This is a genomic window from Nocardioides sp. S-1144 (assembly GCF_005954645.2).
GTDB lineage: Bacteria > Actinomycetota > Actinomycetes > Propionibacteriales > Nocardioidaceae > Nocardioides > Nocardioides dongxiaopingii.
Window position 1 is genome coordinate 3,389,921 of sequence record NZ_CP040695.2, and the last position, 20,302, is coordinate 3,410,222.

General features: G+C 75.9%; 22 protein-coding genes and 1 pseudogene. 11 read left to right on the forward strand and 12 right to left on the reverse strand.

The window, feature by feature from the left end:
- Positions 1–11 precede the first annotated feature (11 nt).
- From FE634_RS15885 to FE634_RS21140, 5 genes are all read right to left on the reverse strand, one after another.
- The gene (locus tag FE634_RS15885) at positions 12–773 is read right to left on the reverse strand and encodes an isocitrate lyase/PEP mutase family protein (RefSeq protein WP_138876451.1); all 762 of its coding nucleotides are present in this window, start codon (positions 771–773) and stop codon (positions 12–14) included.
- A 24-nt stretch (positions 774–797) separates the two neighbouring features.
- Positions 798–1,070, reverse strand: a complete 273-nt coding sequence (locus FE634_RS15890) for a GlsB/YeaQ/YmgE family stress response membrane protein (protein ID WP_246060693.1) — start codon at positions 1,068–1,070, stop codon at positions 798–800.
- A gap of 110 nt (positions 1,071–1,180) precedes the next feature.
- Positions 1,181–2,119 (reverse strand): WcbI family polysaccharide biosynthesis putative acetyltransferase, encoded by a 939-nt coding sequence (locus tag FE634_RS15895; RefSeq protein WP_138876452.1) that lies wholly within the window; start codon positions 2,117–2,119, stop codon positions 1,181–1,183.
- Complete coding sequence (locus FE634_RS21135; RefSeq protein WP_187366727.1) at positions 2,112–3,386, reverse strand: glycosyltransferase; 1,275 nt, start codon at positions 3,384–3,386, stop codon at positions 2,112–2,114. Before FE634_RS21135 ends, FE634_RS15895 begins: the two co-directional genes overlap by 8 nt.
- Positions 3,383–4,402 carry a glycosyltransferase family protein gene (locus FE634_RS21140; protein WP_170981572.1) on the reverse strand — a complete coding sequence of 340 codons (1,020 nt, stop codon included), beginning with the start codon at positions 4,400–4,402 and terminating at the stop codon, positions 3,383–3,385. The genes FE634_RS21135 and FE634_RS21140 overlap by 4 nt, the downstream gene beginning before the upstream one ends.
- A gap of 79 nt (positions 4,403–4,481) precedes the next feature.
- Here FE634_RS21140 and malQ point away from each other — a divergent pair, with 79 nt between their 5' ends.
- Both malQ and FE634_RS15910 read left to right on the forward strand, forming a co-directional pair.
- Positions 4,482–6,341 (forward strand): 4-alpha-glucanotransferase, encoded by a 1,860-nt coding sequence (gene malQ, locus FE634_RS15905; RefSeq protein ID WP_148240760.1) that lies wholly within the window; start codon positions 4,482–4,484, stop codon positions 6,339–6,341.
- A 337-nt stretch (positions 6,342–6,678) separates the two neighbouring features.
- Positions 6,679–7,422, forward strand: a complete 744-nt coding sequence (locus FE634_RS15910; protein WP_148240761.1) for a PfkB family carbohydrate kinase — start codon at positions 6,679–6,681, stop codon at positions 7,420–7,422.
- 6 nt (positions 7,423–7,428) lie between these two features.
- Here the strand turns inward: FE634_RS15910 and FE634_RS15915 are convergent, their stop codons facing one another.
- The 4 genes from FE634_RS15915 to FE634_RS15930 are packed head-to-tail and all read right to left on the reverse strand — an operon-like array spanning position 7,429 to position 11,010.
- The gene (locus FE634_RS15915; RefSeq protein WP_138876453.1) at positions 7,429–8,532 is read right to left on the reverse strand and encodes a putative manganese transporter; all 1,104 of its coding nucleotides are present in this window, start codon (positions 8,530–8,532) and stop codon (positions 7,429–7,431) included.
- 38 nt (positions 8,533–8,570) lie between these two features.
- On the reverse strand, positions 8,571–9,536 hold the full coding sequence (locus FE634_RS15920) for a manganese catalase family protein (RefSeq protein WP_212721687.1): 966 nt from the start codon (positions 9,534–9,536) through the stop codon (positions 8,571–8,573).
- Between the two features lie 35 nt (positions 9,537–9,571).
- Complete coding sequence (locus tag FE634_RS15925; protein ID WP_170981573.1) at positions 9,572–10,318, reverse strand: GAF and ANTAR domain-containing protein; 747 nt, start codon at positions 10,316–10,318, stop codon at positions 9,572–9,574.
- Complete coding sequence (locus tag FE634_RS15930) at positions 10,315–11,010, reverse strand: hypothetical protein (RefSeq protein WP_222847598.1); 696 nt, start codon at positions 11,008–11,010, stop codon at positions 10,315–10,317. Before FE634_RS15930 ends, FE634_RS15925 begins: the two co-directional genes overlap by 4 nt.
- A gap of 133 nt (positions 11,011–11,143) precedes the next feature.
- Here FE634_RS15930 and FE634_RS21145 point away from each other — a divergent pair, with 133 nt between their 5' ends.
- From FE634_RS21145 to FE634_RS15940, 3 genes and pseudogenes are all read left to right on the forward strand, one after another.
- The gene (locus tag FE634_RS21145; protein ID WP_187366728.1) at positions 11,144–11,308 is read left to right on the forward strand and encodes a hypothetical protein; all 165 of its coding nucleotides are present in this window, start codon (positions 11,144–11,146) and stop codon (positions 11,306–11,308) included.
- Between the two features lie 88 nt (positions 11,309–11,396).
- Positions 11,397–12,065: pseudogene (locus FE634_RS21900) on the forward strand (DUF222 domain-containing protein); the annotation flags it as partial.
- Positions 12,066–12,249: 184 nt separating this feature from the next.
- Positions 12,250–12,624, forward strand: coding sequence for an HNH endonuclease signature motif containing protein (locus tag FE634_RS15940; RefSeq protein WP_148240762.1), 375 nt, complete (start codon positions 12,250–12,252; stop codon positions 12,622–12,624).
- A gap of 310 nt (positions 12,625–12,934) precedes the next feature.
- Here FE634_RS15940 and FE634_RS15945 read toward each other — a convergent pair whose 3' ends face one another.
- Complete coding sequence (locus FE634_RS15945; RefSeq protein WP_138876457.1) at positions 12,935–13,183, reverse strand: hypothetical protein; 249 nt, start codon at positions 13,181–13,183, stop codon at positions 12,935–12,937.
- Positions 13,184–13,478: 295 nt separating this feature from the next.
- On the opposite strand from FE634_RS15945, the gene FE634_RS15950 reads away from it, so the two are divergent.
- Complete coding sequence (locus tag FE634_RS15950) at positions 13,479–14,606, forward strand: polyprenyl synthetase family protein (protein WP_138876458.1); 1,128 nt, start codon at positions 13,479–13,481, stop codon at positions 14,604–14,606.
- On the opposite strand, the gene FE634_RS15955 is transcribed toward FE634_RS15950, so the two are convergent.
- A complete protein-coding gene (locus FE634_RS15955; RefSeq protein WP_138876459.1) occupies positions 14,575–14,949 on the reverse strand; it encodes a lycopene cyclase domain-containing protein in 375 nt (124 codons plus the stop codon). The two genes, FE634_RS15950 and FE634_RS15955, sit on opposite strands and share 32 nt — an antisense overlap.
- Positions 14,946–15,311 carry a lycopene cyclase domain-containing protein gene (locus FE634_RS15960; RefSeq protein ID WP_138876460.1) on the reverse strand — a complete coding sequence of 122 codons (366 nt, stop codon included), beginning with the start codon at positions 15,309–15,311 and terminating at the stop codon, positions 14,946–14,948. The genes FE634_RS15955 and FE634_RS15960 overlap by 4 nt, the downstream gene beginning before the upstream one ends.
- Before the next feature lie 24 nt (positions 15,312–15,335).
- Here FE634_RS15960 and FE634_RS15965 point away from each other — a divergent pair, with 24 nt between their 5' ends.
- Genes FE634_RS15965 through FE634_RS15985 form a run of 5 tightly spaced genes read left to right on the forward strand, consistent with a single transcriptional unit; the run spans position 15,336 to position 20,302 of the window.
- Positions 15,336–16,196 (forward strand): YhjD/YihY/BrkB family envelope integrity protein, encoded by an 861-nt coding sequence (locus FE634_RS15965; protein ID WP_138876461.1) that lies wholly within the window; start codon positions 15,336–15,338, stop codon positions 16,194–16,196.
- A complete protein-coding gene (locus tag FE634_RS15970; RefSeq protein ID WP_138876462.1) occupies positions 16,193–16,882 on the forward strand; it encodes a monooxygenase in 690 nt (229 codons plus the stop codon). The genes FE634_RS15965 and FE634_RS15970 overlap by 4 nt, the downstream gene beginning before the upstream one ends.
- Positions 16,879–17,679 (forward strand): carotenoid biosynthesis protein, encoded by an 801-nt coding sequence (locus FE634_RS15975; protein ID WP_212721696.1) that lies wholly within the window; start codon positions 16,879–16,881, stop codon positions 17,677–17,679. The genes FE634_RS15970 and FE634_RS15975 overlap by 4 nt, the downstream gene beginning before the upstream one ends.
- Positions 17,676–18,818, forward strand: a complete 1,143-nt coding sequence (locus FE634_RS15980) for a glycosyltransferase family 2 protein (RefSeq protein ID WP_138876463.1) — start codon at positions 17,676–17,678, stop codon at positions 18,816–18,818. The genes FE634_RS15975 and FE634_RS15980 overlap by 4 nt, the downstream gene beginning before the upstream one ends.
- Entirely contained in the window at positions 18,815–20,302 is a 1,488-nt protein-coding gene (locus FE634_RS15985) for a phytoene desaturase family protein (RefSeq protein ID WP_138876464.1), read from the forward strand. The genes FE634_RS15980 and FE634_RS15985 overlap by 4 nt, the downstream gene beginning before the upstream one ends.

Below are 20,302 nucleotides of genomic sequence, written 5' to 3' on the forward strand. Positions count from 1 at the left end.
TCAGCGGGGGTTCAGCGCCAGGGAGTCACGAGGTCGGTGAGGGACGGCGTGAGGGCCTTCATGAGGAGCGGGCCGAAGGTGATGCGCTGGACGCCGGCCGCCCTCAGCTCGGCGAACGAGCCGGACGGCGCGCCGTCGACCGGGTGGGCGGTGACGTTGACCGGTCCGGAGAGCTCGGCGAGCAGGGTGCGCAGGGTCGCGGCGTCGGGCACCTTCACGGGGTAGACGCTCCGGGCCCCCGCGGCCTCGCAGGCCTGCAGCCGGCGCAGCGCCTCGGCGAGCGGGTCCTCGAAGGTCACCGTCGAGCCCAGGAAGGCGTCGGTGCGGGCGTTGACGACCAGCTCGACGCCGGCCTCGTCGGCGGCGGCGCGCAGCGCGCCGATGTAGTCGGCGTGCTCGGCGACCTCGCGGAGCCGGCCCTGGCTGTGCACGGTGTCCTCGACGTTGATCCCGGCGACGCCCGCGGCGAGGACGCGCTCGACCAGCTCGGCGGCCGGGGTGTCGTAGCCCGACTCGACGTCGGCGGTCACCGGGACGTCGACGGCCGCGGTGATCCGCGCGATGCCGTCGAGGGCGTCGTCGAGGGTCATGCCCTCGTTGTCCTGCTGGCCGCGGGAGTCGGCCAGCGGGTGGCTCCCGACGCTGAGGGCGGGGAACCCGGCCTCGACGACGGTCCGGGCCGACCAGGCGTCCCAGACCGTCGGGAGCACCAGGGTCGACCCGGTGTGGTGCAGGCGGAGCAGCTCACTGGCCCTGGCGGCGACGTCACTCATGGGTCGAGGATGCCACGCGTCGGGTCAGACGCGGGCGCCCTTGTTGCGACCCGACAGACCCTCGGCCACGCCGATCAGCAGGACGGCGGCCACGATGGCCACGATCGCGCCGAGGATGTTGAGCTCGAAGATGTCGCCGGTGCCGAGCGCGCTCGCCACGATGCCGCCGATGACCGAGCCGGCGAGACCGAGCAGCAGCGTCGCGACCAGCGACAGGTTCTGCTTGCCGGGCTTGATGAGGCGCGCGAGGACGCCGACGACGAGTCCGAAGACGATGAAACCGATGATGGCGAACATGTGGGGTACCTGTCTCTCAACCGGCGCCTCGACCGCTTCCGTGGCGCGGTCGAGCGCTGCCGGGGCTTGCCCGTACCACTCCACCGTCCCGCGGCCCGCCACGGGTCGCCTCACCCGCGGGGGTCACCCCGGCGTGAGGTGGGACTCAGTGCGCCGTCACCGCTCGATCCCCCCGGGTTCGCTCCCCCGGGCCCGAACAGCTCCACCAGCGGGGCCGCCCGCTCCAGGGCGGCGTCGAGCATCTCGGGGCGCTCGCGGTACCAGGCCAGGTGGGCCGCGGTCACCGCCTCGGTGGTGACGGTGCGTCCCTCGATCGTCCAGTCGCTCGTGGGGACGACGTCGAGCCGGTGCGCGGCCACCACCGGGGGCAGCACCGGGGCGTGGATGGAGGCCAGGAGCGGCCGGTCCACACCCGGTCCGCGCGGCTCGAGCCCCAGCGCGTCCCGGAGCCGGGCGGCCACGGGGACCAGCACGGCGTTGCCCGGGTGGTTGATCGTGCGCATCGCGTCGGCGTCCGGCTCGGCGAACAGGTCGCTCACGACCACGGTGCCGTGCTGGCGCTCGCGCCGGGCGAGCTCGGCGACCGAGGCGGCCGCGACCGCTCGGACGACGTCCTCGGTGAGCTCGAGCGGCGGCCGGACCGGCCGCCCGGCGCGCAGGTCGTCGGCGAGCAGCGCGGTGCGCAGGTCGTGGTACGGCACGACCGGCGGGTCCGGGCGCTCCAGGCCGGGCGGGTGCACCAGCAGGTGGAACGGGTGCAGCCCGGAGTAGCGCAGGCTCGGCACCAGGGCCACCCGCGCGCCCGGCGGGAGGACGGCGCGCAGCTGGCGGGTCCCGACCGGGAGCCCGCGGTAGTCGTCGGAGGTCGGCTGGGCCACGAGCAGGTCGGTGCGGGCGAGCAGCTCGCGCAGCGCTGCGGCGTCGGCGGCGGTGAGCTCGTGCAGGGCCGGCGTCCGCACGGTGCGCACGTCGCCGGCGTCGAGGAGCAGGCGGAACGACTCCGCCTGGCAGTTGCCCACGACCACGAGCAGCGGTCGGTCCTCAGCCACCGGCCCACCCGCCCAGCCAGGACTCGAGCGTGACGTCGTCGGACCACGGCCGCGGCCCGCTCTCGAGGGGAGGTCCCGCCGGGGCCAGGTCGGGTCGCCCCCAGCGGGCGGCCCGGCGCAGCAGCCGCAGGTCCTGCAGCTCGGCGGCGCCGCCGGCCACCGCGCGGGTGGCGGCGGAGCCGTCGTGGCCCGCGAGCAGCGCGGTCCACGCCGCGGCGTCGCCGGTGAGGCCGTGCCGCACGTCGAGGTGCAGGCGCGCCGAGGCGGCCACGGGCTGCTCGAGGCCCACGACGCGCGGGTCGGTGCCGACCAGCGCCCGGTGCTCCGCGCCGAGCCGGACGACGGCGCGCGGGAGCGCCGCGAGCAGCGAGTCGAGCGTCACCAGGACCTCGGTCGCCCCGAGGCCGGGGTCGCACGTGACGACGACGTCGGCCGGGCCGCGCCACAGCCCGCGCCACGTCGTGCCCGGAGCCGAGGTCCGGTCGGCGACGGCGACGGTCTCGGAGCGGTGGGCCTCCGGGCTCCGGCCGCGGGCGCCGGCGTCAGGACCGTCGTGCCAGGCGACGGCGTCGGCCCGGTGCGCGAGCAACCCGCCCGCCGTCCACGACCGGTGGGCCAGCTCCCAGTCCTCGCCGCCGTAGGCGGTGAACGTCTCGTCGAAGCCGCCGAGCTCGTCGTACCACCACCGGCTGCAGGCCAGCACGGCGCCGATGGCGAACCGGTGGCCGGTCTCGTCGGCGTCGAGCAGGTCGCGCGTCGCGTCGTAGGCGGTGCGCAGCCAGGCCGGCTCGGGCAGGGCGAGCGCCGGGGCGACGCGCTCGACCGCCTCGCCCGGTCCGGTCGCCGCGAGGTCGGCGTGCCGGCGGCGTCCGACCACGAGGGTCTCGGGGAGTGCCTCGGGCAGCGCGACCATGCGCGCGACGAAGTCCGGCTCCGGGGTCGTGTCGGCGTCCAGGAGCACGAGCAGCTCACCCGTGCTCGCGGCCACGCCGAGGTTGCGGACGGCGGCGAGGCGGAACCCGTCGTCGTCCTGGCGCACCAGCCGCACGCCGGGCGGCACCACCGGCGCCTCCCGCGAGCCGTCGTCGGCGACGACGACCTCGTCGGGGGGACGGGTCTGGCGGCCGAGCGCGGCCAGGGTCCGCTCGAGCTGGGCCGGCTGCTCGTGGTGGGCGAGCACGACCGACACCGTCCGCCGGGGCACGTCGGCCGGGGCCAGGTCCCACCGGTTGCCCGGGACGCTGGTGCCGTACGGCGGCGCGGTCACCGGTCCACCGAGGCCCACCACGCGCGGTAGGCGGCGGCGGTGTGGGGCAGGCGGGGCCCGAGGTCGGTGCCCGGTGCGGTCCACGTGGTCTCGGGACGGCGCAGCGCGGCCCCGACGCACCGGCTCAGGGACGCGTCGTCGAAGAGCGTGATCGTGCCGGGGCGCAGGGCCGCCATCTCGCGGGCGTAGGCGCCGTCGCGTACCAGGGGACGCCGACCCGCGGCGATCCACGAGTTGAGGCTCCCGGACGCCGACACGTTGCGGTGGGCGACGACCGGCACGGCGACGGCACGCAGCGCGCGGCCCAGGTCGTGGTCGGGGACGCGGCCGGTGACCTCCACCGGGACGTCGCGCGCCCAGCCCATCCGCTGGAGGTCCTCGACCTCGTCGTCGTGGCCGGGGGCGGCGGCGCCGAGCACGCACACCCGCACGGAGGTCCCCCCGCGGCGCAGGGCCGCGGCGGCACGGAGGACCTGGCGGTGGCCCTTGCCGGGGTAGACGAACCCGAACACGCCGAGCGCCGGGGCACTCCGGACCCCTGCGTCCTCGGCCTCCTCCGGGAGCGCCGGCGACTCGATCACCGGGAGCGGGATCACCGCGCCGCGCGGGTCGGCGACGCACCAGCGGCCCACGAGCGCGTGCTCGTGCCAGGAGTTGGTGACCCAGGCGTGGCTGGCCCGCACGATCCGGCCGTACGCCGCCGCCCGCGCCTCGAACCCCGGCCCGTCGGTCGGCTGCGGGACGTCGTGCAGCGTGACCGTGAGCCGGACCCGGCGGGCCAGCGCCTCGACGGCGGCCGCCGCGGCGGCGGGGTCGCGCGCCAGGAGCCGGTCGGTCACGTGGAGGTGGGCCGGTTCGCCCGGCCCGAGCCGGTCGGCGTCGCGGACGACCGGGGCGCCCGCGGCAGCGGCGACCTCGCCGGCGTAGCGGGTCACGCCGTGCGTCTCCGGGCCGAGCAGCAGGTGGTGCGGCAGGACGAGGTCCGTCGGTGGCGGACGGGTCGGGGAGCGCAGCACCCACGCATCCTCGCCGCCGGCGGGGACGCCCGACTCCCCCCAAGGAGGAGGCGGTCCACGGGTCAGGCAGGATTTCTCCATGTCCTCGCCCGTGCCCCCGCCCGTGCCCCCGCCCGTGCCCGCACCCCGCTGGAGCCCCGAGACGCTCGCGCGCGCCGGCGTGCAGCGCGACTGGGTCGACGCCGACGACCGGCCGCACCGCGTGCCCGAGGCCACCATCGAGGCCGTGCTGGCCGTCGTCGGCGAGCCGCCGGCCGACCTCGCCGACCGGGCACCCGTGGTCACCCGCCCGGGCCGGCGCACCGGTCTGGCCGGCGAGGTGCTGCTCGAGGACGGCGGCACCGCCCGGCTCGACGACCTGGTGCCCGACGACTTCCCGCTCGGCTACCACCGGCTCCGGGTCGACGGCGGCGCCGAGCGCCGGCTCGTCGTCTCGCCCGGCCGCTGCTGGCTGCCGCCCGAGCGCACGTGGGGCTGGGCGGTCCAGCTGTACGCCGCCCTGTCGACCACCAGCGCCGGGATCGGCGACCTCGGCGACCTCCGCACGCTGCGGGAGTGGACCGAGCGGCGCGGCGGCGGCTTCGTGGTCGTCAACCCCCTGCACGCCGTGGCGCCGGTGCTGCCCCTGGAGGCCAGCCCCTACCTGCCCGCCACCCGACGCTTCCGCAACCCGGTCTACCTCCGGGTCGAGGGGTCCCCCGACGGCGGGGGCGACCGGCCGTCGCCGGCGACCGTCGACCGCGACGCCGCGTGGGAGCACAAGATGCGGGTGTTGCGGACGACGTTCGCGGACCGCGGCGAGGAGCCGGCCTTCGACGCCTGGCGCGCCGAGCAGGGCGCGGCGCTGGAGGAGTTCGCGACCTGGATGGTGCTGGCCACCGAGCACGGCGGCGACTGGCGCGCGTGGCCGGCCGGCCTGCACGACCCCCACGGCGAGGAGGTGCGCCGGGCGGCGGCCGAGCGCCGCGACGACGTCACCTTCCACGCCTGGCTGCAGTGGCTGCTGTCGGAGCAGCTGCGCGAGGCCAGCGGTGACCTCATGGTGATCCAGGACCTGCCGATCGGCGTCTCCGGCGGCGGCGCCGACGCGTGGGCGTGGCAGGACGTGCTGGCCCGCGGGCTCACCGTGGGCGCCCCGCCCGACGCCCTCAACTCGGTCGGCCAGGACTGGGGCTCTCCCCCGCTCGTGCCGTGGCGGCTGCGCGCCGCCGACTACGAGCCGTTCGTGCAGTCGGTGCGGGCCACCATCGCCGGCGCCGGCGGGCTGCGCATCGACCACGTGATGGGGCTGTTCCGGCTCTGGTGCATCCCCGAGGGCGCCTCCCCGACCGAGGGTTGCTACGTCCGCTTCCCCGCCGACGACCTCCTCGACATCGTCTGCCTCGAGTCGCACCGGGCGCGCGCCGTGGTGGTCGGCGAGGACCTCGGCACGGTCGAGCCGGGGGTCGCCGAGGCGCTCGCCGAGCGCGACGTCCTCACCTACCGCGTGCTCTGGTTCGAGCCCGACGACCCCGCGACCTGGCCGGTCGGCTCGATGGCGACCGTGACCACCCACGACCTCCCCACCGTGCCGGGGCTCTGGACCGGCAGCGACGTCGAGGACCAGCTGGCCTCCTCCACGATGGCCGAGGACGACGTCCGCGCCGGCCGGCAGGAGCTCCTGCAGCAGCTCCTCCGCGACGGGCTCAGCGAGGAGGCCACAGCCACCGAGGCGGTCGTCGAGGCCTACACCCAGCTCGGGCGGGCGCCGTCGCTGCTGGTCTCGCTCTCGCTCGAGGACGCCCTCGGCGAGGAGCGCCGCCCGAACGTGCCCGGCACGACGGCGCCCGCCCGGGCCAACTGGTCGATCCCGCTCCCCACCCCCGTCGACCGGCTCGACGACGCCCCCGGCCCCGCGACCCTCGTCGCCCTGGTCGACGGACGGCCGGACCCCGCGTAACCCGTCGCGGAGGTTGAGCGCCCACCGCCGGAGGTTGAGCAAGCGAGCGCCAGCGAGCGCCGACGAAACCGGAACCACCGGAGGTTGAGCAAGCGAGCCCCAGCGAGCGCCGACGAAACCGAACCCCACCACCTGTGGGACCGTCGGCCCGTGCCGAACCCGCCCGTCCCCACCCCGACCGTCGTCGTCGTCGGCTCGCTCAACGCCGACCTGCTCATCGACGTCGAGCGCCTCCCCCGCGCCGGGGAGACGGTGACGGCGCTGGCCACCGCCGTGGCCTGGGGCGGCAAGGGGGCCAACCAGGCCGTCGCCGCGGCCGGGGCTCGGCGCCCGGACGATCTTCGTCGGTGCCGTCGGACGGGACAGCCGTGGCACCGAGGCACTCGACGACCTGGCCCGGGCGGGCGTGGACACGACCGGCGTCGACCGGGTGGAGCAGCCGACCGGGACGGCCCACGTGCTGCGCGACGCCGCCGGCGAGAACCTCATCGTCGTCGTCCCGGGCGCCAACCACGCGCTCTCCGCCGACCACGTGCGCCACGCCCTGGAGCACCTCCACGTCGAGGACGCCGTCGTCGTCTCGAACCTCGAGGTCCCGGACGACGCCGTGCTCGCGGCCGCCACCGCCGCCGCCGGACGCGGCTGGCGCCTCGTGCTCAACCCCGGGCCCGCCCGGGTTCTGCCGCCGGAGCTCCTGGCCCTCGTCGCGGTGCTGACGCCGAACGCCGAGGAGGTGCTGCTCCTGGGCGCGGACTCGGTCGCGGACCTGCTGGCTGCCGGCACCGGTGCGGTCGTGGTGACCCGCGGGGCCGACGGCGTCGACGTCCACGACGGCGAGCGCGCCGGCGGCCCGCGGCGGCTCCCGGCGCTCCCGGTCGACGTCGTCGACACGGTCGGCGCCGGTGACGCGTTCACCGCGGGCCTGGCCGTGGCGCTCGCGTCCGGCGCCCGCCTCGACGACGCCGCGCTGTTCGGCACGGCGGCCGCCGCGATCGCCGTCACCGGGTCGGGGGCGCGCGGCGCCCCCCTCGACCCGGCCGCCGTCCGGGCCCTGCTCGCCGACCGTGCGGCCGGGGCCTGACGGGCCTCAGCCGAGCAGGAGCAGGACGCCGCCCACCAGCAGGGCCGGCATCGTGGTGATGAGGCTGGCGAGCAGCGCGGAGCGGTGCTCGAGCACGAGCAGGGGGAGCAGGGCGTCGCCGTCCTGGCTGATGGTGTTGGCGACCAGGGTCGGCAGGGGCATGCCGCCGGCGAGGAAGATGCCGGTGAAGACGATCTGGACCGCGCACCCAGGCACGAGGCCCACGAGGGCGCCGACGGCCACGCCGGTGACGCCGAGGAGCGGGAGCTGGGAGCCGTCGAAGCCGGTGAGGTGGTTCAGCAGCGACCAGGAGAGGTAGGCCAGGGCGACCCAGGTGGTGATCAGGGCGACCTCGTGCCCACCGTCGCGTGCGACGGCCCTCAGGGACGTCGGCGGAGCCGCGACGGTCGCCCGGCCGCGGCCCTGGACCAGGGCCACCACGGCGGCAAGGGTGCCGAGGACCCCGAGGGCCAGGTAGGCGGTGCCGGCCGGGGCGAGCTGGAAGGACACCGGCACGGCCACGAGCGCCCCGACGCCGAGGACCACCCAGAGGGTGGTGCACGTGGGGCCGACCCGAGCCGGGTCCGCGCTGCCGACGTACTGGTCGCCGGCGGGCGCCAGCGAGGGTGGCGGTGCGGGCACGACGACGCGGCCACCGACCCCCACCAGCCCGGCGCTGGGCGAGCTCGCGCCGAGGGACTGGGCGTCGACCCGGCGTCGGGGCGTGATGCCGAGCGCGTCGACGACGTACCCGGTGGTGGCACCGGTCAGGAGCAGCAGGGCCTTGAGCTTCAGGGTCAGCACCGGGTCGGCGGCCAGCAGCACCCACGAGGCGTCACCCATGGTCGCCACCAGCGCGGCGACGGCGGCGCCGAAGCCCACCGCGCCCCGGGCGTACAGGCTCATCACGATGATCGCGCCGCCGCAGCCGGGCGGCATGGTGAGCAGGGCGGCGGCCGCCGGGGCGTGGCGGGCGTGGCGGGTCAGCGCGGCGGCGAGCTGGTCGCCCCACCGGTGCTGGGCCCACCCGAACGGGGCGACGAGGAGCGCCACGAAGACCCCGACCTGCATGAACGCATCCGCCAGCGGACGCAGCAGGACCTCGGTCACCGCACGCTCCCCGTCACCTCGTCACCCGTGCCGGCGGATCAGGACGAGGACCCGGAACCGGCCTCGTCGGCCGCGATCAGCTCGACCTCGGCGGTCGCCTGGATCAGCGCGAGCAGCTCGGGGTCGAGGCCCGGGCTGAACTCCTCCCGGCGCTCGGGTGCGATCGTGATCGGCACGCCCTCCGGCATGATCGCCGTGCTCAGCTCGGTGCCGTCGTTGGACGGCGACGCGCCCCGGTAGAGCTTGGCGGCCTGGCTGGTCTGCTCGGGGTTGAAGGTGTACTGGACGCTCTGGAGACCGAGGTCGAGCAGCTTCTTGACCTCGGGGAACTGCTCCGCGTTGGTCTTCGGGATCGGCAGCAGCGGGCCCCAGTTGACCCCGAGCGACTCGAGCGCCTTGGCGTAGGCGTTCTCGTGGGCCTGGTCGCGCACGATCAGGTAGGCGATCGTGGAGCGGGCCGCCTTGTTGGCGGTCATCTCGTAGATCCGGCACTTCTGCAGGCGCCCGGTCGACTCCAGCATGAGGTTGTAGAGCAGGTCGAGCACGAGGTTGCCGCTGTTGTAGACGTAGGAGCCCGACCACGGGTTGCCGGCCGCGTCGACGGGCAGGGCGCCCTGGGCCGCGACGAGGTAGTGGTGGATGTTGCTGGTGTCCAGCGCGATCTTGAGCGGCGTCGCACCCTTGGCGCCGGGCTCGTCGACGGGGTCCTTCTTCTTGCCGTGGTAGTCCGGCGACCCGTCCAGCAGCCGCGCGATCGTCGTCCCGATCAGCTCGACGTGGCTGATCTCCTCGGTCCCGATGCCCTGGAGCAGGTCCTTGTAGGGCTTCGAGCTCGGGTCGCCACGGAAGTTCATCGACTGGAAGAGGTACTGCATCATCGTGCGCATCTCGCCGAACTGGCCGCCGAGACCCTCCTGCAGCGCGTTCGCCGCGGCCGGGTCCGGCTCGTCGATCTGGATCTCGTTGATGAGCTCTTCAACGTGCAGGTACATGGCGCACTCCATCTGTTGGAGTGGCTTGCGCTGCTGAACCACTGACCTCAGCGAACCACGGCTCCCGCGGCGTCCGGTTCATCCCTGGGGCTGTACGGCGGCACCAGGTCGTCGCTGCTGGTGCCCGGGATGCTGCGGACGACGTCCGCCGCCAGCTCGTGCACCTTCACGTTGCTGCTCTGGGACTGCTGCGTGAGCAGCCCGAACGCGGCGTCGGCGGGCACCCGGCCCCGCTCCATCAGGATGCCGAGGGCGAGGTCGATGACCCGGCGGTGGGCCAGCAGCGCGGTGAGGTCGTCGAGGTCGGAGGCCTGGCGACCGAGGTGCATCGCCAGTGCGAAGCCGCCGCTGACCTCCTTGGCGACGAGGTCGGCCGTGGCGCGCTGGTCGGGGGTGATGGCGTCGACCTCGCTGGCGTAGACCTTGAACACGGCGACGCACGTGTCGCCCACCAGGACCGGCACGGAGTAGCAGGACGCCGCTCCCCGGGCCGCGGCCTGCGGCCCGTAGTCGCCCCACCGGTCGTCGCCGGCCAGGTCGGGCGCGTGCAGCGCGACACCCGAGGTCAACGCCGCCAGGCACGGGCCGACCCCGATGCGGAACTGGATGCGGTCGACGTCGGCGGCCAGCGTCGTGCTGGCCGCCAGGGTCCGCGGCCGGCGCCCCTCGGCGGTGCTGACGGCCACGCCGGCGACGTCGCCGAGCCGGTCGTGGATGCCGGTGGCGCTCAGCTCCAGGAAGTCGGTGACCAGTCGCTGGACCGGGCCCTGGAGCGAGGGTGCCCCGCCCGTCACGCCTCCACCCCCGACCGGGGGTCCGGCGTCGCCCGGTGCTCCTGCGAGCGGGACCGGCGGGCCGCGGCGTAGCCCGGCCCCCTGATCCGGCGGTGCCACGGGTACACCTCGAGCCCGTCGGGCGCGGCCGACACCGGGTCGAACGTCACCGGCGCGTCGCCCGGGGTGCTTCCGTGCCGGCCGTCGAACGGCTCGAGCGTGGCGAACCGGTGCCACGTGCCCCACGGACGCGCCCAGGAGAGGTCCCACCCGCCGCCGGCGGTCGGATCCGCGCCGAGGAGGACCGGTCCGGACGGCGAGCGGAAGGGCACCAGGCACCCCAGGAACGTCGTCCGCGCGTGGCGGGCGGGCGCGAGCAGGTAGCGGGTCACGCGGCCGCGGCCGGTGCTCGAGAGCAGCACGTCGGCGTGTCCGCCGTCGTCGGTGGGCACCCGGACGGCCAGCCCGTCGACGTCCGGCCACGGCGGCGGGAGGCCGACCGAGCGGGACGTGCGCACCAGGACGTCGTCCTGACCGGGCGTGTCGAGGAACGCGGCGCCACTCACCGCGCCGCCGTACCGGCGCAGGCTGGCGGTCGCCACCGAGCCGCGCGGGTGCATCGGCTTCTCGGTGGACCTCAGCCGCGACAGGCCGGCGACGCCGCCGGCGAGGACCCGACCGAGCACCGTGGACAGCAGGTGGGGAGAAGTCACGGTCACGACCCTTCCAGCGCGCGCCGCCGGCCCGCTCCCCCGCCGCGGGTGACTCCCACCTCCGGGCCGCGCGCCACCCGGGCGTGGGTACGGTCGGCGGGTACCCCACCGAACCCCGCCCGAGGAGACCGCGATGAGCGAGACGAGCAACGAGAAGGACCAGGAGACCGGCGACGGTCGCAACGAGCAGCAGCAGGAGATCGCGGACGTGCAGGAGAAGCTGGACGCCGAGTCCGACGGCGAGGGCCTGGCCAACGAGTCGGGCCGCGGCGAGGAGACCGGCCTGTCCCAGGGCTGAGTGCGTCACGCTCGCGGGCGACGTCGAGGTTCTCCACAGGCGTTCGAACACACTGTCGATTGTCGGTGGTGACCCCTAGAATCAGGCCATGAGCAAGCACCCCGGCGACCACCACGACGGGCACCCCGTCACCCGGTTCGTCACGCTGCTCGAGACCGAGCTGACAGCGCTGGTGGACGCCCCGGCCTGGTCGCTCGACGCCCCTGCGACGGCTGATCTCGTGCCGCGGCTGGCCGGGTTGGTCGCGGGGGTTCAGGAGCTCGAGGCCCGCGTGGTCGGCCATGCCGGGGTGCTGGACCTGCCGGCATCGATCGGCGCCAGGTCGCTCGCGGCGTGGCTCGCTCGGGTCACCCGGGTCACGGGCGCGGAGGCTGCGCGGAAGGCTCGGTTGGCTGGCGATCTCGCCGCCCACGAGGCGACCCGGATCGCGATGGCCGAGGGACGGGTGCACGGCGAGCAGGCCAAGGTCATCGCCACCGTGGTCGACGACCTGGACGGTGACCACCTTGCCTGGCGCGGGAAGGCCGAGGCCCACCTGCTCGACGAGGCGGCGCACCACGACGCGCACGACCTGAAGACCCTCGGCCGCCGGATCCTGGAGACCCTCGACCCCGACAAGGCCGACGAGCACGAAGCGCGACTGCTGGAGGCCGAGGAGGCCCGAGCCCGCAAGCGCACTGCGTTGACGATGTGGGACGACGGTGAGGGTCTCGCCCACGGCCGGTTCACCCTGCCGTCGGCGCAAGCCTCGATGCTCCGGAAGGCGCTCACCGCGATCGCGGCTCCCAAGCACGTCCGGGCCACCGACGGTGCGGGCTCCTACGACCACGAGAAGCCGACACCCGAGCGGCCTGGGCAGGCGTTCGGCGAGTACGTCGAGCGCTACCCCGCCGACCAGCTGCCCGCCATGGGCGGGACCCAACGCCACCGTGGTCGTGACGATGACTCTCGACACGCTCAACGGTGGGCTCGCAGCCGCCCACCTCGACACCGGTCTCGCGCTCTCCCCCACCCAGGCCCGCCGACTGGCCTGCGAAGCAGGCATCATCCCCGCCGTCCTCGACGGCGCCGGCCACGTCCTCGACCTCGGCCGCAAGCGCCGGTTCCACACCCCAGCCCAGCGCCTCGCCATCACCCTCAAGCAGCAGCACTGCCAACACCCGGCCTGCACCACACCAGCCGCCTACTGCCACACCCACCACGGCATCCCATGGCCCCGGGGTGGCAGCACCGACACCCGCGACGCCGTCCTGCTCTGCCCCTTCCACCACCGCCAGACCCACGCCACCGGCGAGACCTACCCGCTGCGGCCCTGACGCGACCGGCGGATGGACCTCGGGCGGCCGTCAGACCGACCCAGCCGATCGACGTTGCCAGTCGCCGATCGAGTGAACCTCCGAGTGCGCGCCGCGTCGAGCAACCTCGTGCGGTTGGCTCGGCGGCAGCGATCCGGCCGGAAGCCGGTCCCAATCCGCGCACTTCCAGCCGTGCGACCGTGCCGCGGCAGGGCACGCCGCACCGATGAACCAGCCGTCTCCCGATGACGGCGTGCCGCTGAAGACGAGTCGGCCAGCTCGACCTTGCCTTCTGGTGCGGCCACAACCGTGGTCGGTACCGCCAGCTGAGCTACCAGGCGCCGACGCGGGCGGCGGCGGTACCGGCGGTGGCCCAGGCGGTGGGATGGGGGCCGCGAGCGACGACGTCGCCGGTCGCGCACTCGACGACCTCCCACGAGCCCCAGCGCAGGCCGCCGGTGCCGACGCGGCGGTCGGCGATCGTGACGGCGTCGGCGAGGGTCGGCGCCGCGAACGGGCCGAGGGCGTGGTCGACGACCAGGTCGGTGCGGCGGATCTCGTAGTACCGGACCGAGCTCACGGTCGTTGCCCCGGCTCGGCGACGACGACGGACGCCACGGGGGTGCTGGCCCGGCCGGGCTCGCGGGTGGTGCTCATGGGTGGCCTCCAAGCGGCTGAAGGGTGAATTCCCAGCGTCCTCCGCCGCGTCGGCGTTCTCCAGGGACGATGCCCGCAAACACCCCCACAGGTGACCCGTCGAGCGCCGTCGGCCTGGCTACGCAGCACCCGGCCGCCCAGCACCCGGCCGCGCCGCAACCCGGGCCGACCTCTCATCGGGTGAGCCGCCGGGCGGCGGGCAAACGTAGGTTTGGGGCATGCTCGCTCCGACCTCGATCCGGTCGACGCCCGCCCCCATCGGTGACGTGCACCGGGTCGACGAAGCCCTCACCCGGACCGTCGACGCCCAGGCTCGCATCCTCGTCGACGTCAGTCCCGACCTCGAGCCGGTCGCGCAGGCTGTGCGGCAGCGGGCCGGCGGCGGCAAGCGGCTGCGGGCGGCGTTCTGCCTGTGGGCGGCGGACGCCGTCGCCGGCAGCGCCGGCGCCACCGCGGGCGCCGGCGAGACCGTGACCCCCGGCGTGGTCGAGGCCGGTGCCGCGCTCGAGATGTTCCACCTCGGCGCACTCGTGCACGACGACGTGATGGACCGCAGCGACTCGCGCCGCGGCATCCCGACGGTGCACCGGGCCTTCGCGGACGGCCACCGCTCCGCGCGCTCGACCGGCGACCCCGAGCTCTACGGCCACTCCGTCGCCATCCTCACCGGCGACCTGTGCCTGACCTGGGCCGACGACCTGCTCGCCCGTGCCGCCGACGCCGCGACCGCGGCCGGCACGCCCGAGCGCGCCGCCGCGGCGCGCGCGGTGTGGGAGCTGATGCGCACCCAGACGATGGCCGGGCAGTTCCTGGACCTGCATCCGCTCGGTCGCCCCCGCACCCTGGACGACGTCGCCCGCGTCGTCCGCTTCAAGAGCGCGAAGTACACCGTCGAGCACCCGCTGCTGCTCGGGACGGCGCTGGCCGGCGGCTCGGGGGCGATGACCGACTTCTGCTCGGCCTTCGGGCTGCGGGTCGGCGAGGCGTTCCAGCTGCGCGACGACGTCCTCGGCGTCTTCGGCGACTCCCGCGAGACCGGCAAGCCCACCCTCGACGACGTCCGGGAGGGCAAGCGGACCGTCCTCGTCGCCCAGGCCGCGGAGACCGCGAGCGCGGCCCAGCTCGCCGTGCTGCACCGCCACCTCGGCGACGACGCCCTCGACGAGGCCGGCCTCGAGCAGGTCCGTCAGGTGCTCGTCGAGTCCGGGGCGCTCGACCGGGTCGAGCGCCGGATCACCACCCTGGTCGAGGACTCCCTCGCCCTGCTGGCGGCGGCGCCGATCCCGGTCCGGTCGCGGGAGGCACTGGTCGACCTCACCGAGGCGAGCGTCTGGCGCGCCGCGTGACCAGCAGCCGCGCGACGGCGGGGCGCGGGCCCGGGCCGAGCCGCTGCTGCACGCCGCGGCGGCCCCACCACACCCACCAGATCATCGACTGGGTGACCAGGGCGAAGCCGAACCAGAAGTCCTCGATCGGGGCGTGCCCGATCCGCCACCCGAGGATGGCGTCATCGTCGTAGTCGAAGACGCCCCGCGACGTCAGCCACTCGTTGGTGATCAGCTGGAAGAACAGCACGATCGCGTAGGCGACCCAGTACGCCCGTCGGGTCAGCAGCCGGGTCCGCAGGACCCAGAGGTCGAGCACGACCGTGACGGCGATGCCCAGCAGCGAGGCCTCGGTGTGGGTCACGTCGCCTCCCCCTCTACAGTGTCGCCGGCCGGCTGCTGCGGCTCGTCGCCGACCGTCCAGCCGCGCACGCTGCGCACCGCCTCCAGCGTCATCACCGACGCCAGCGGCACCACGACGAAGAACAGCACCTCCTCCAGGGGCAGACCGGCGAGCTCGAGGCCGAGGGTCTGCGAGGTGTCGAAGAACCAGTGGCCGGCCCGGACCGCGAGCAGGTCCCACACCACGAACGGCAGCCCCGCGCAGACCAGCACCAGCGCCAGCCGGCGCAGCCGCGCGTACACGCGCGTGCGCAGCAGGATCTCCAGCGGCAGGGTGGCCACGAGCACGAAGACCAGCATGGCCGCGTACGTCAGCTCCCTCATCACCCCATCCTGTCGGGTGCCTGGGTGGCGGGCGTGAACGGCGTCGCCCGGCTCCGCGGCGAGGCCCGCACGCTGGTCCGCGGCACCGGCCGGCTGCTGTCCGGGCGCGACCTGTCGGCGGCGGCGGCCACCCTCACCTACTTCTCGGCGATCGCGGTCGTGCCGTGGCTGCTCCTCGCGCTCTGGACGACGACCTGGTGGCGCGGCGACGGCGCGGCCCAGGAGCGGCTGCTGCGCCTCGAGGTCCTCGTGCCGCCCGCGATGGGCGCGCGGCCGCCGTACGAGGTGCTGGTCGACGCCGCCACCCACCTCGGCGTGGTGGGTGCGGTCGTCCTGCTGTTCCCCGCGTCGTTCTACGGCGAGGGCCTGCGCCGCGCCTGCCTGGCCATCCGCCCGGAGCCGGACCGCTTCACCGGCTGGCGCGCACGGGTGGCCGTGCTGGCCCTGGTGGTGGCGCTGCCGCCGCTGACCTGGGCCGTGCTCGGCGTCGGCGACGCCCTCGTGCCGCTCTCGCCCGACGGCGGCGGCGGTGGCCCCGGCGACCGCCTCCTGCGCATCGTGCTGGGCTTCACCGCGCTCTGGCTCGCGCTCGGGGTCCTGCTGACCTGGGTGTTCCGCGCCGTCACCCCCGGCCGACCCCGGTGGTGGGTCGCGCTGGCCGGCGGCCTCGGAACCGGCTCGTTCCTGGCCGGGTTCCTGCACGGCTTCCAGCTCTTCCTCTCCCTGCCCGTCGACGTCGGCATCCCCTTCGGCGGCCTCGGGTACGTCGGCGGCGTGGTCGCCGTCGGACTCTGGCTCTACGTGCTGCACGTGTTCCTGCTCGTCGGCTGGGCCACCACCCAGGCCCTCGAGGAGCGCGCCGCGCGGGACGCGGTGACCCGGTGAGCGTCGTGGACCTGCGGGTCTGGCGGGTCGGGTCCGCCGCCCCCGCCCTGCTGCGGATGGCGACCGGCCGGCGCCGGCTGCGCGGCGTCCCCGGGCTGCGGTTCGCCAAGCTCCTCGGCACCGGGTCCGGCCGCACCTTCACCCCGCGCGACGCCGACCCGCACCACTGGGCCCTCCTCACCGTCTTCGACGACGCCGCGCCGGCCGACGACTTCGCCGGCAGCCGGCTCGTGGCGGGCTGGGAGTCGGCGGCCCAGGAGCGCCTCCGGGTGCGGATGGTGCCGCTGTCCGCCCGCGGGCGGTGGTCGCGCACCGAGCCGTTCGACGCCTCCGGGCCGCCGTCGGCCGACGCCGTCCGGGGCGCCCCCGTCGCCGCGATCACCCGCGCCCGGCTCCGACCGGCCCGCGCCCTCTCGTTCTGGCGGGCCGTGCCGCCGGTGATCGACGACCTGGGCACGGCGTCCGGGCTGCGGATGGCGATCGGGATCGGCGAGGCCCCGATCGGGCTGCAGGGCACGTTCTCGCTCTGGGACTCCTCGCGCGACCTCGTCGACTTCGCCTATCGCAGCGCCGCGCACCGCTCGGCCGTCGACCGCACCGACGCGGCCGGCTGGTACGCCGAGGAGCTCTTCGCCCGGTTCGCCGTCCTCGACGTCGAGGGCACCTACCGCGGGCGCACGCCGTGAGCGGCCTCCGCCCGGCCGGCACCCCGGTCCGCACGGCGCGCACCGCCGTCCCGGTCCTGCTGGCGGCGGCCGGCGTCCTGGTGCAGATGGCCTTCCCGTTCACCGACGGCGGCACCCTCGCGCTCACCGTGGCCAGCGTCGTGCTCTTCGCGGGCACCGCCCTCGCCCACGCCTGGGCCAGCAGGGGTGCCGCGACGGCGGTCCTCGTGCTGGTCGTCGCCGGCGGCGGCGGGCTCGTGGCCGAGGCGGTCGGCGTCCGCACCGGCGTGCCGTTCGGCTCCTACGACTACACCGGCACGCTGGGCACCGAGGTGCTCGGCGTCCCGGTCCTGGTGCCGCTGGCCTGGGTGATGATGGCCTGGCCCGCGCTCCTGGTCGCCCGCCTGCTGGTGGGCTCGCCCGTCCTCCGGGTGGTCGTCGCGGCGTGGGCGCTGACCGCCTGGGACGTCTTCCTCGACCCGCAGATGGTCGACGCCGGCCACTGGGCCTGGGACGACCCGCACCCCGCGCTCCCCGGCGTCGAGGGCATCCCCCTCACGAACTTCGCGGGGTGGCTGCTGGTCTCGGCGGTGATGTGCGCCGTCCTCGACCGGCTCGTCCGCGACCCCGTCGACGACCGGACGCCGGTGGCCCGCGACGCCGTCCCCGTCACGGTCTACCTGTGGACCTACTTCTCCTCGGTGCTCGCCCACGCCGTCTTCTTCGGACGCCCGTCGGTGGCCCTGGTCGGCGGCGTCCTCATGGGGCTGGTCGCGGTCCCGCTGGCCGTCCGCGTGTCGCGGGAGGTGCGGCGATGACGTCCGCGACCGGCCGGTGGCTCGTGCGCGCGGGGGCCGCGCTGGCGGTGGCCTCGCTCGGGCTCACCGTCGACAACCTGCGCCGGATCCGCACCCCGTCGCCGTCCCCCGACGTCGCCGACCCCGACGACGTCGTGCTGCTGCTCCCCGTCCGCGACGAGGCCGGGCGGGTCGTGGACGCCGTCCAGGAGCTCGTCGTCGCGGCGCGGCACTGGCCGGGCCGAGCCCGGGTCGTCGTCCTCGACGACGCCAGCAGCGACGGGACCACGACGCTGCTCGCGGAGCTCGCCGGCCGCGCCGACCTCCGCGACGTCCTCGAGGTCGTCCCGGGCACGCCGACGCCGCCCGGCTGGCTGGGCAAGCCGTGGGCCTGCCACCAGCTCGCCGGGGCGGCCGGTGGCGCCGGCGTCCTCGTCTTCGTCGACGCCGACGTGGCGCTGACCGCCGACGGGCTGACCGCGACCGTCGACCTGCTCCGGTCCTCCGGCCTCGACCTGGTCTGCCCCTACCCGCACCAGGAGGCGCGCGGCCCGGCCGAGCGGCTGGTGCAGCCGCTGCTCCAGTGGTCGTGGATGAGCACGCTGCCGCTGGGTCTCGCCGAGCGCTCGCCCCGCCCCTCGCTGACCGCCGCGAACGGCCAGCTGCTGGCCGTCGACGCCGCCGCGTACCGGCGCGCCGGCGGGCACGCCGCCGTCCGCGACCAGGTGCTGGAGGACATCGCCCTGCTCCGCGCGGTGAAGGCGTCGGGCGGGCACGGCGTGGTCGCCGACGGCAGCCGGGTCGCGTCCTGCCGCATGTACGACGGCTGGGCCGACCTCCGCCAGGGCTACGCGAAGTCCCTCTGGTCGGCGTTCGGGACGCCGGCCGGCGCCGCGGGGGTCACCGCGCTGATGGTGCTGACCCACGTCGTGCCGGCCCTGGCCGCGCTGCGCGGCTCCCGCACCGGCCTGGCCGGCTACGCCGCGAGCGTCGCGGCCCGGGCGCTCGTCGCGCGCCGCACCGGGTCGCGGGTGCTCCCCGACGCGGCGGCCCACCCGCTCTCCGTCGCCCTCCTCGGCGCCCTGACCGCCGACTCCGTCCTCGCGCACCGGCGCGGGACGCTGCGCTGGAAGGGCCGGCCCGTCGAGGTGTCGCGGTGAGCGCCGCCGTCGTGGTCGGCGCCGGGATCGGCGGCCTCGCCGCCGCCGTCCGGCTGGCCGCGCAGGGCCACCGCGTGGTCGTCGTGGAGCAGGCCGCCGACGTCGGCGGCAAGCTCGGCACGTGGGCCCACGACGGGTTCCTCTTCGACACCGGACCCTCGCTGCTGACGATGCCGCACGTGCTGGCCGACCTCTTCGCCGAGACCGGCGCGCCGCTGTCCGACGTGCTGCCCCTCCAGCGGCTCGACGTCGCCTGCCGCTACCGCTTCCCGGACGGCACCCTGCTCGACCTGCCGGGCGACGTCGCCGACGTCCCGGCCGCGCTGGACGCCGCCCTCGGGCCCGGCCGGGGGGCGCAGTGGTCGGCGTTCCTGCGGCGGGCCGAGCGGATCTGGGACATCACCCGGGAGCCGTTCCTCGAGTCGCCGATCACCGTCGGCGACATGGCACGGCTCTCGCGGCGGCTCGACCACGTCGCCGCCGTCGCGCCGTGGCGGAGCCTGCGCGGCCTCGGCGCGCGGTACCTGGAGGACCCCCGGCTGCGGATGCTGCTCGACCGCTACGCCACCTACACCGGGTCCGACCCGCGGCGGGCGCCGGCCGCGCTGGCCGCCGTCCCGTACGCCGAGCAGGCCTTCGGCTCCTGGTACGTCCCCGGCGGGCTGCACCGGATCGCCGAGGCGCTGCTCGACCGTGCCCGCGCGCTCGGGGTCGAGGTCCGGACCGGGGCCGAGGTGGTCGAGGTCCTGCTCACCGGGGGCCGGGCCAGCGGCGTCCGGCTGGCCGACGAGACGGTGGTCGCCGCGGACGTCGTCGTCGCGAACGCCGACGCCGCCCAGGTCTACGGGCGCCTGGTCCCCGGTGACCGCGCGCGTCGGGCCGCCTCCCGCATCCGGCGGACCACGCCGTCGCTGTCGGGCTTCGTGCTCCTGCTGTCCCTCGACGAGGCGCCGCCCGGGCAGCCGCACCACGAGGTGCTGTTCGCGGAGGACTACGACCTCGAGTTCGACGCCGTCTTCGGACGCCGGGGCCGGGCCCGGCCGGTCGAGCGGCCGACCCTCTACGTCTCCGCGCCCGACGACCCGGCCGTCGTCCCGCACCCGGGCGCCGGCGCCTGGTTCGTCCTGGCCAACGCCCCGCGGCACGACCCCGCGGGCGGCGTGGACTGGGACGAGCCCGGCCTGGCCGACGACTACGCCGACCGTCTCGTCGCGCTGCTCGCCGAGCGCGGCACCGACGTCCGCGACCGGGTGCGGCACCGCCGCGTGCTCACCCCCGCCGACCTGGAGCGCCGCACGCTGACGCCGGGCGGCTCCATCTACGGGACGTCGTCCAACGGCGCCTCCGCGGCGTTCCGGCGCCCGGCGAACCGCTCCCCCGTGCCCGGGCTCTACCTGGTCGGCGGCTCGTCGCACCCCGGCGGCGGGCTGCCGCTGGTGCTGCTCTCGGCCCGCATCGTCGCCGACCTGGTCGGCCCGGCCTGA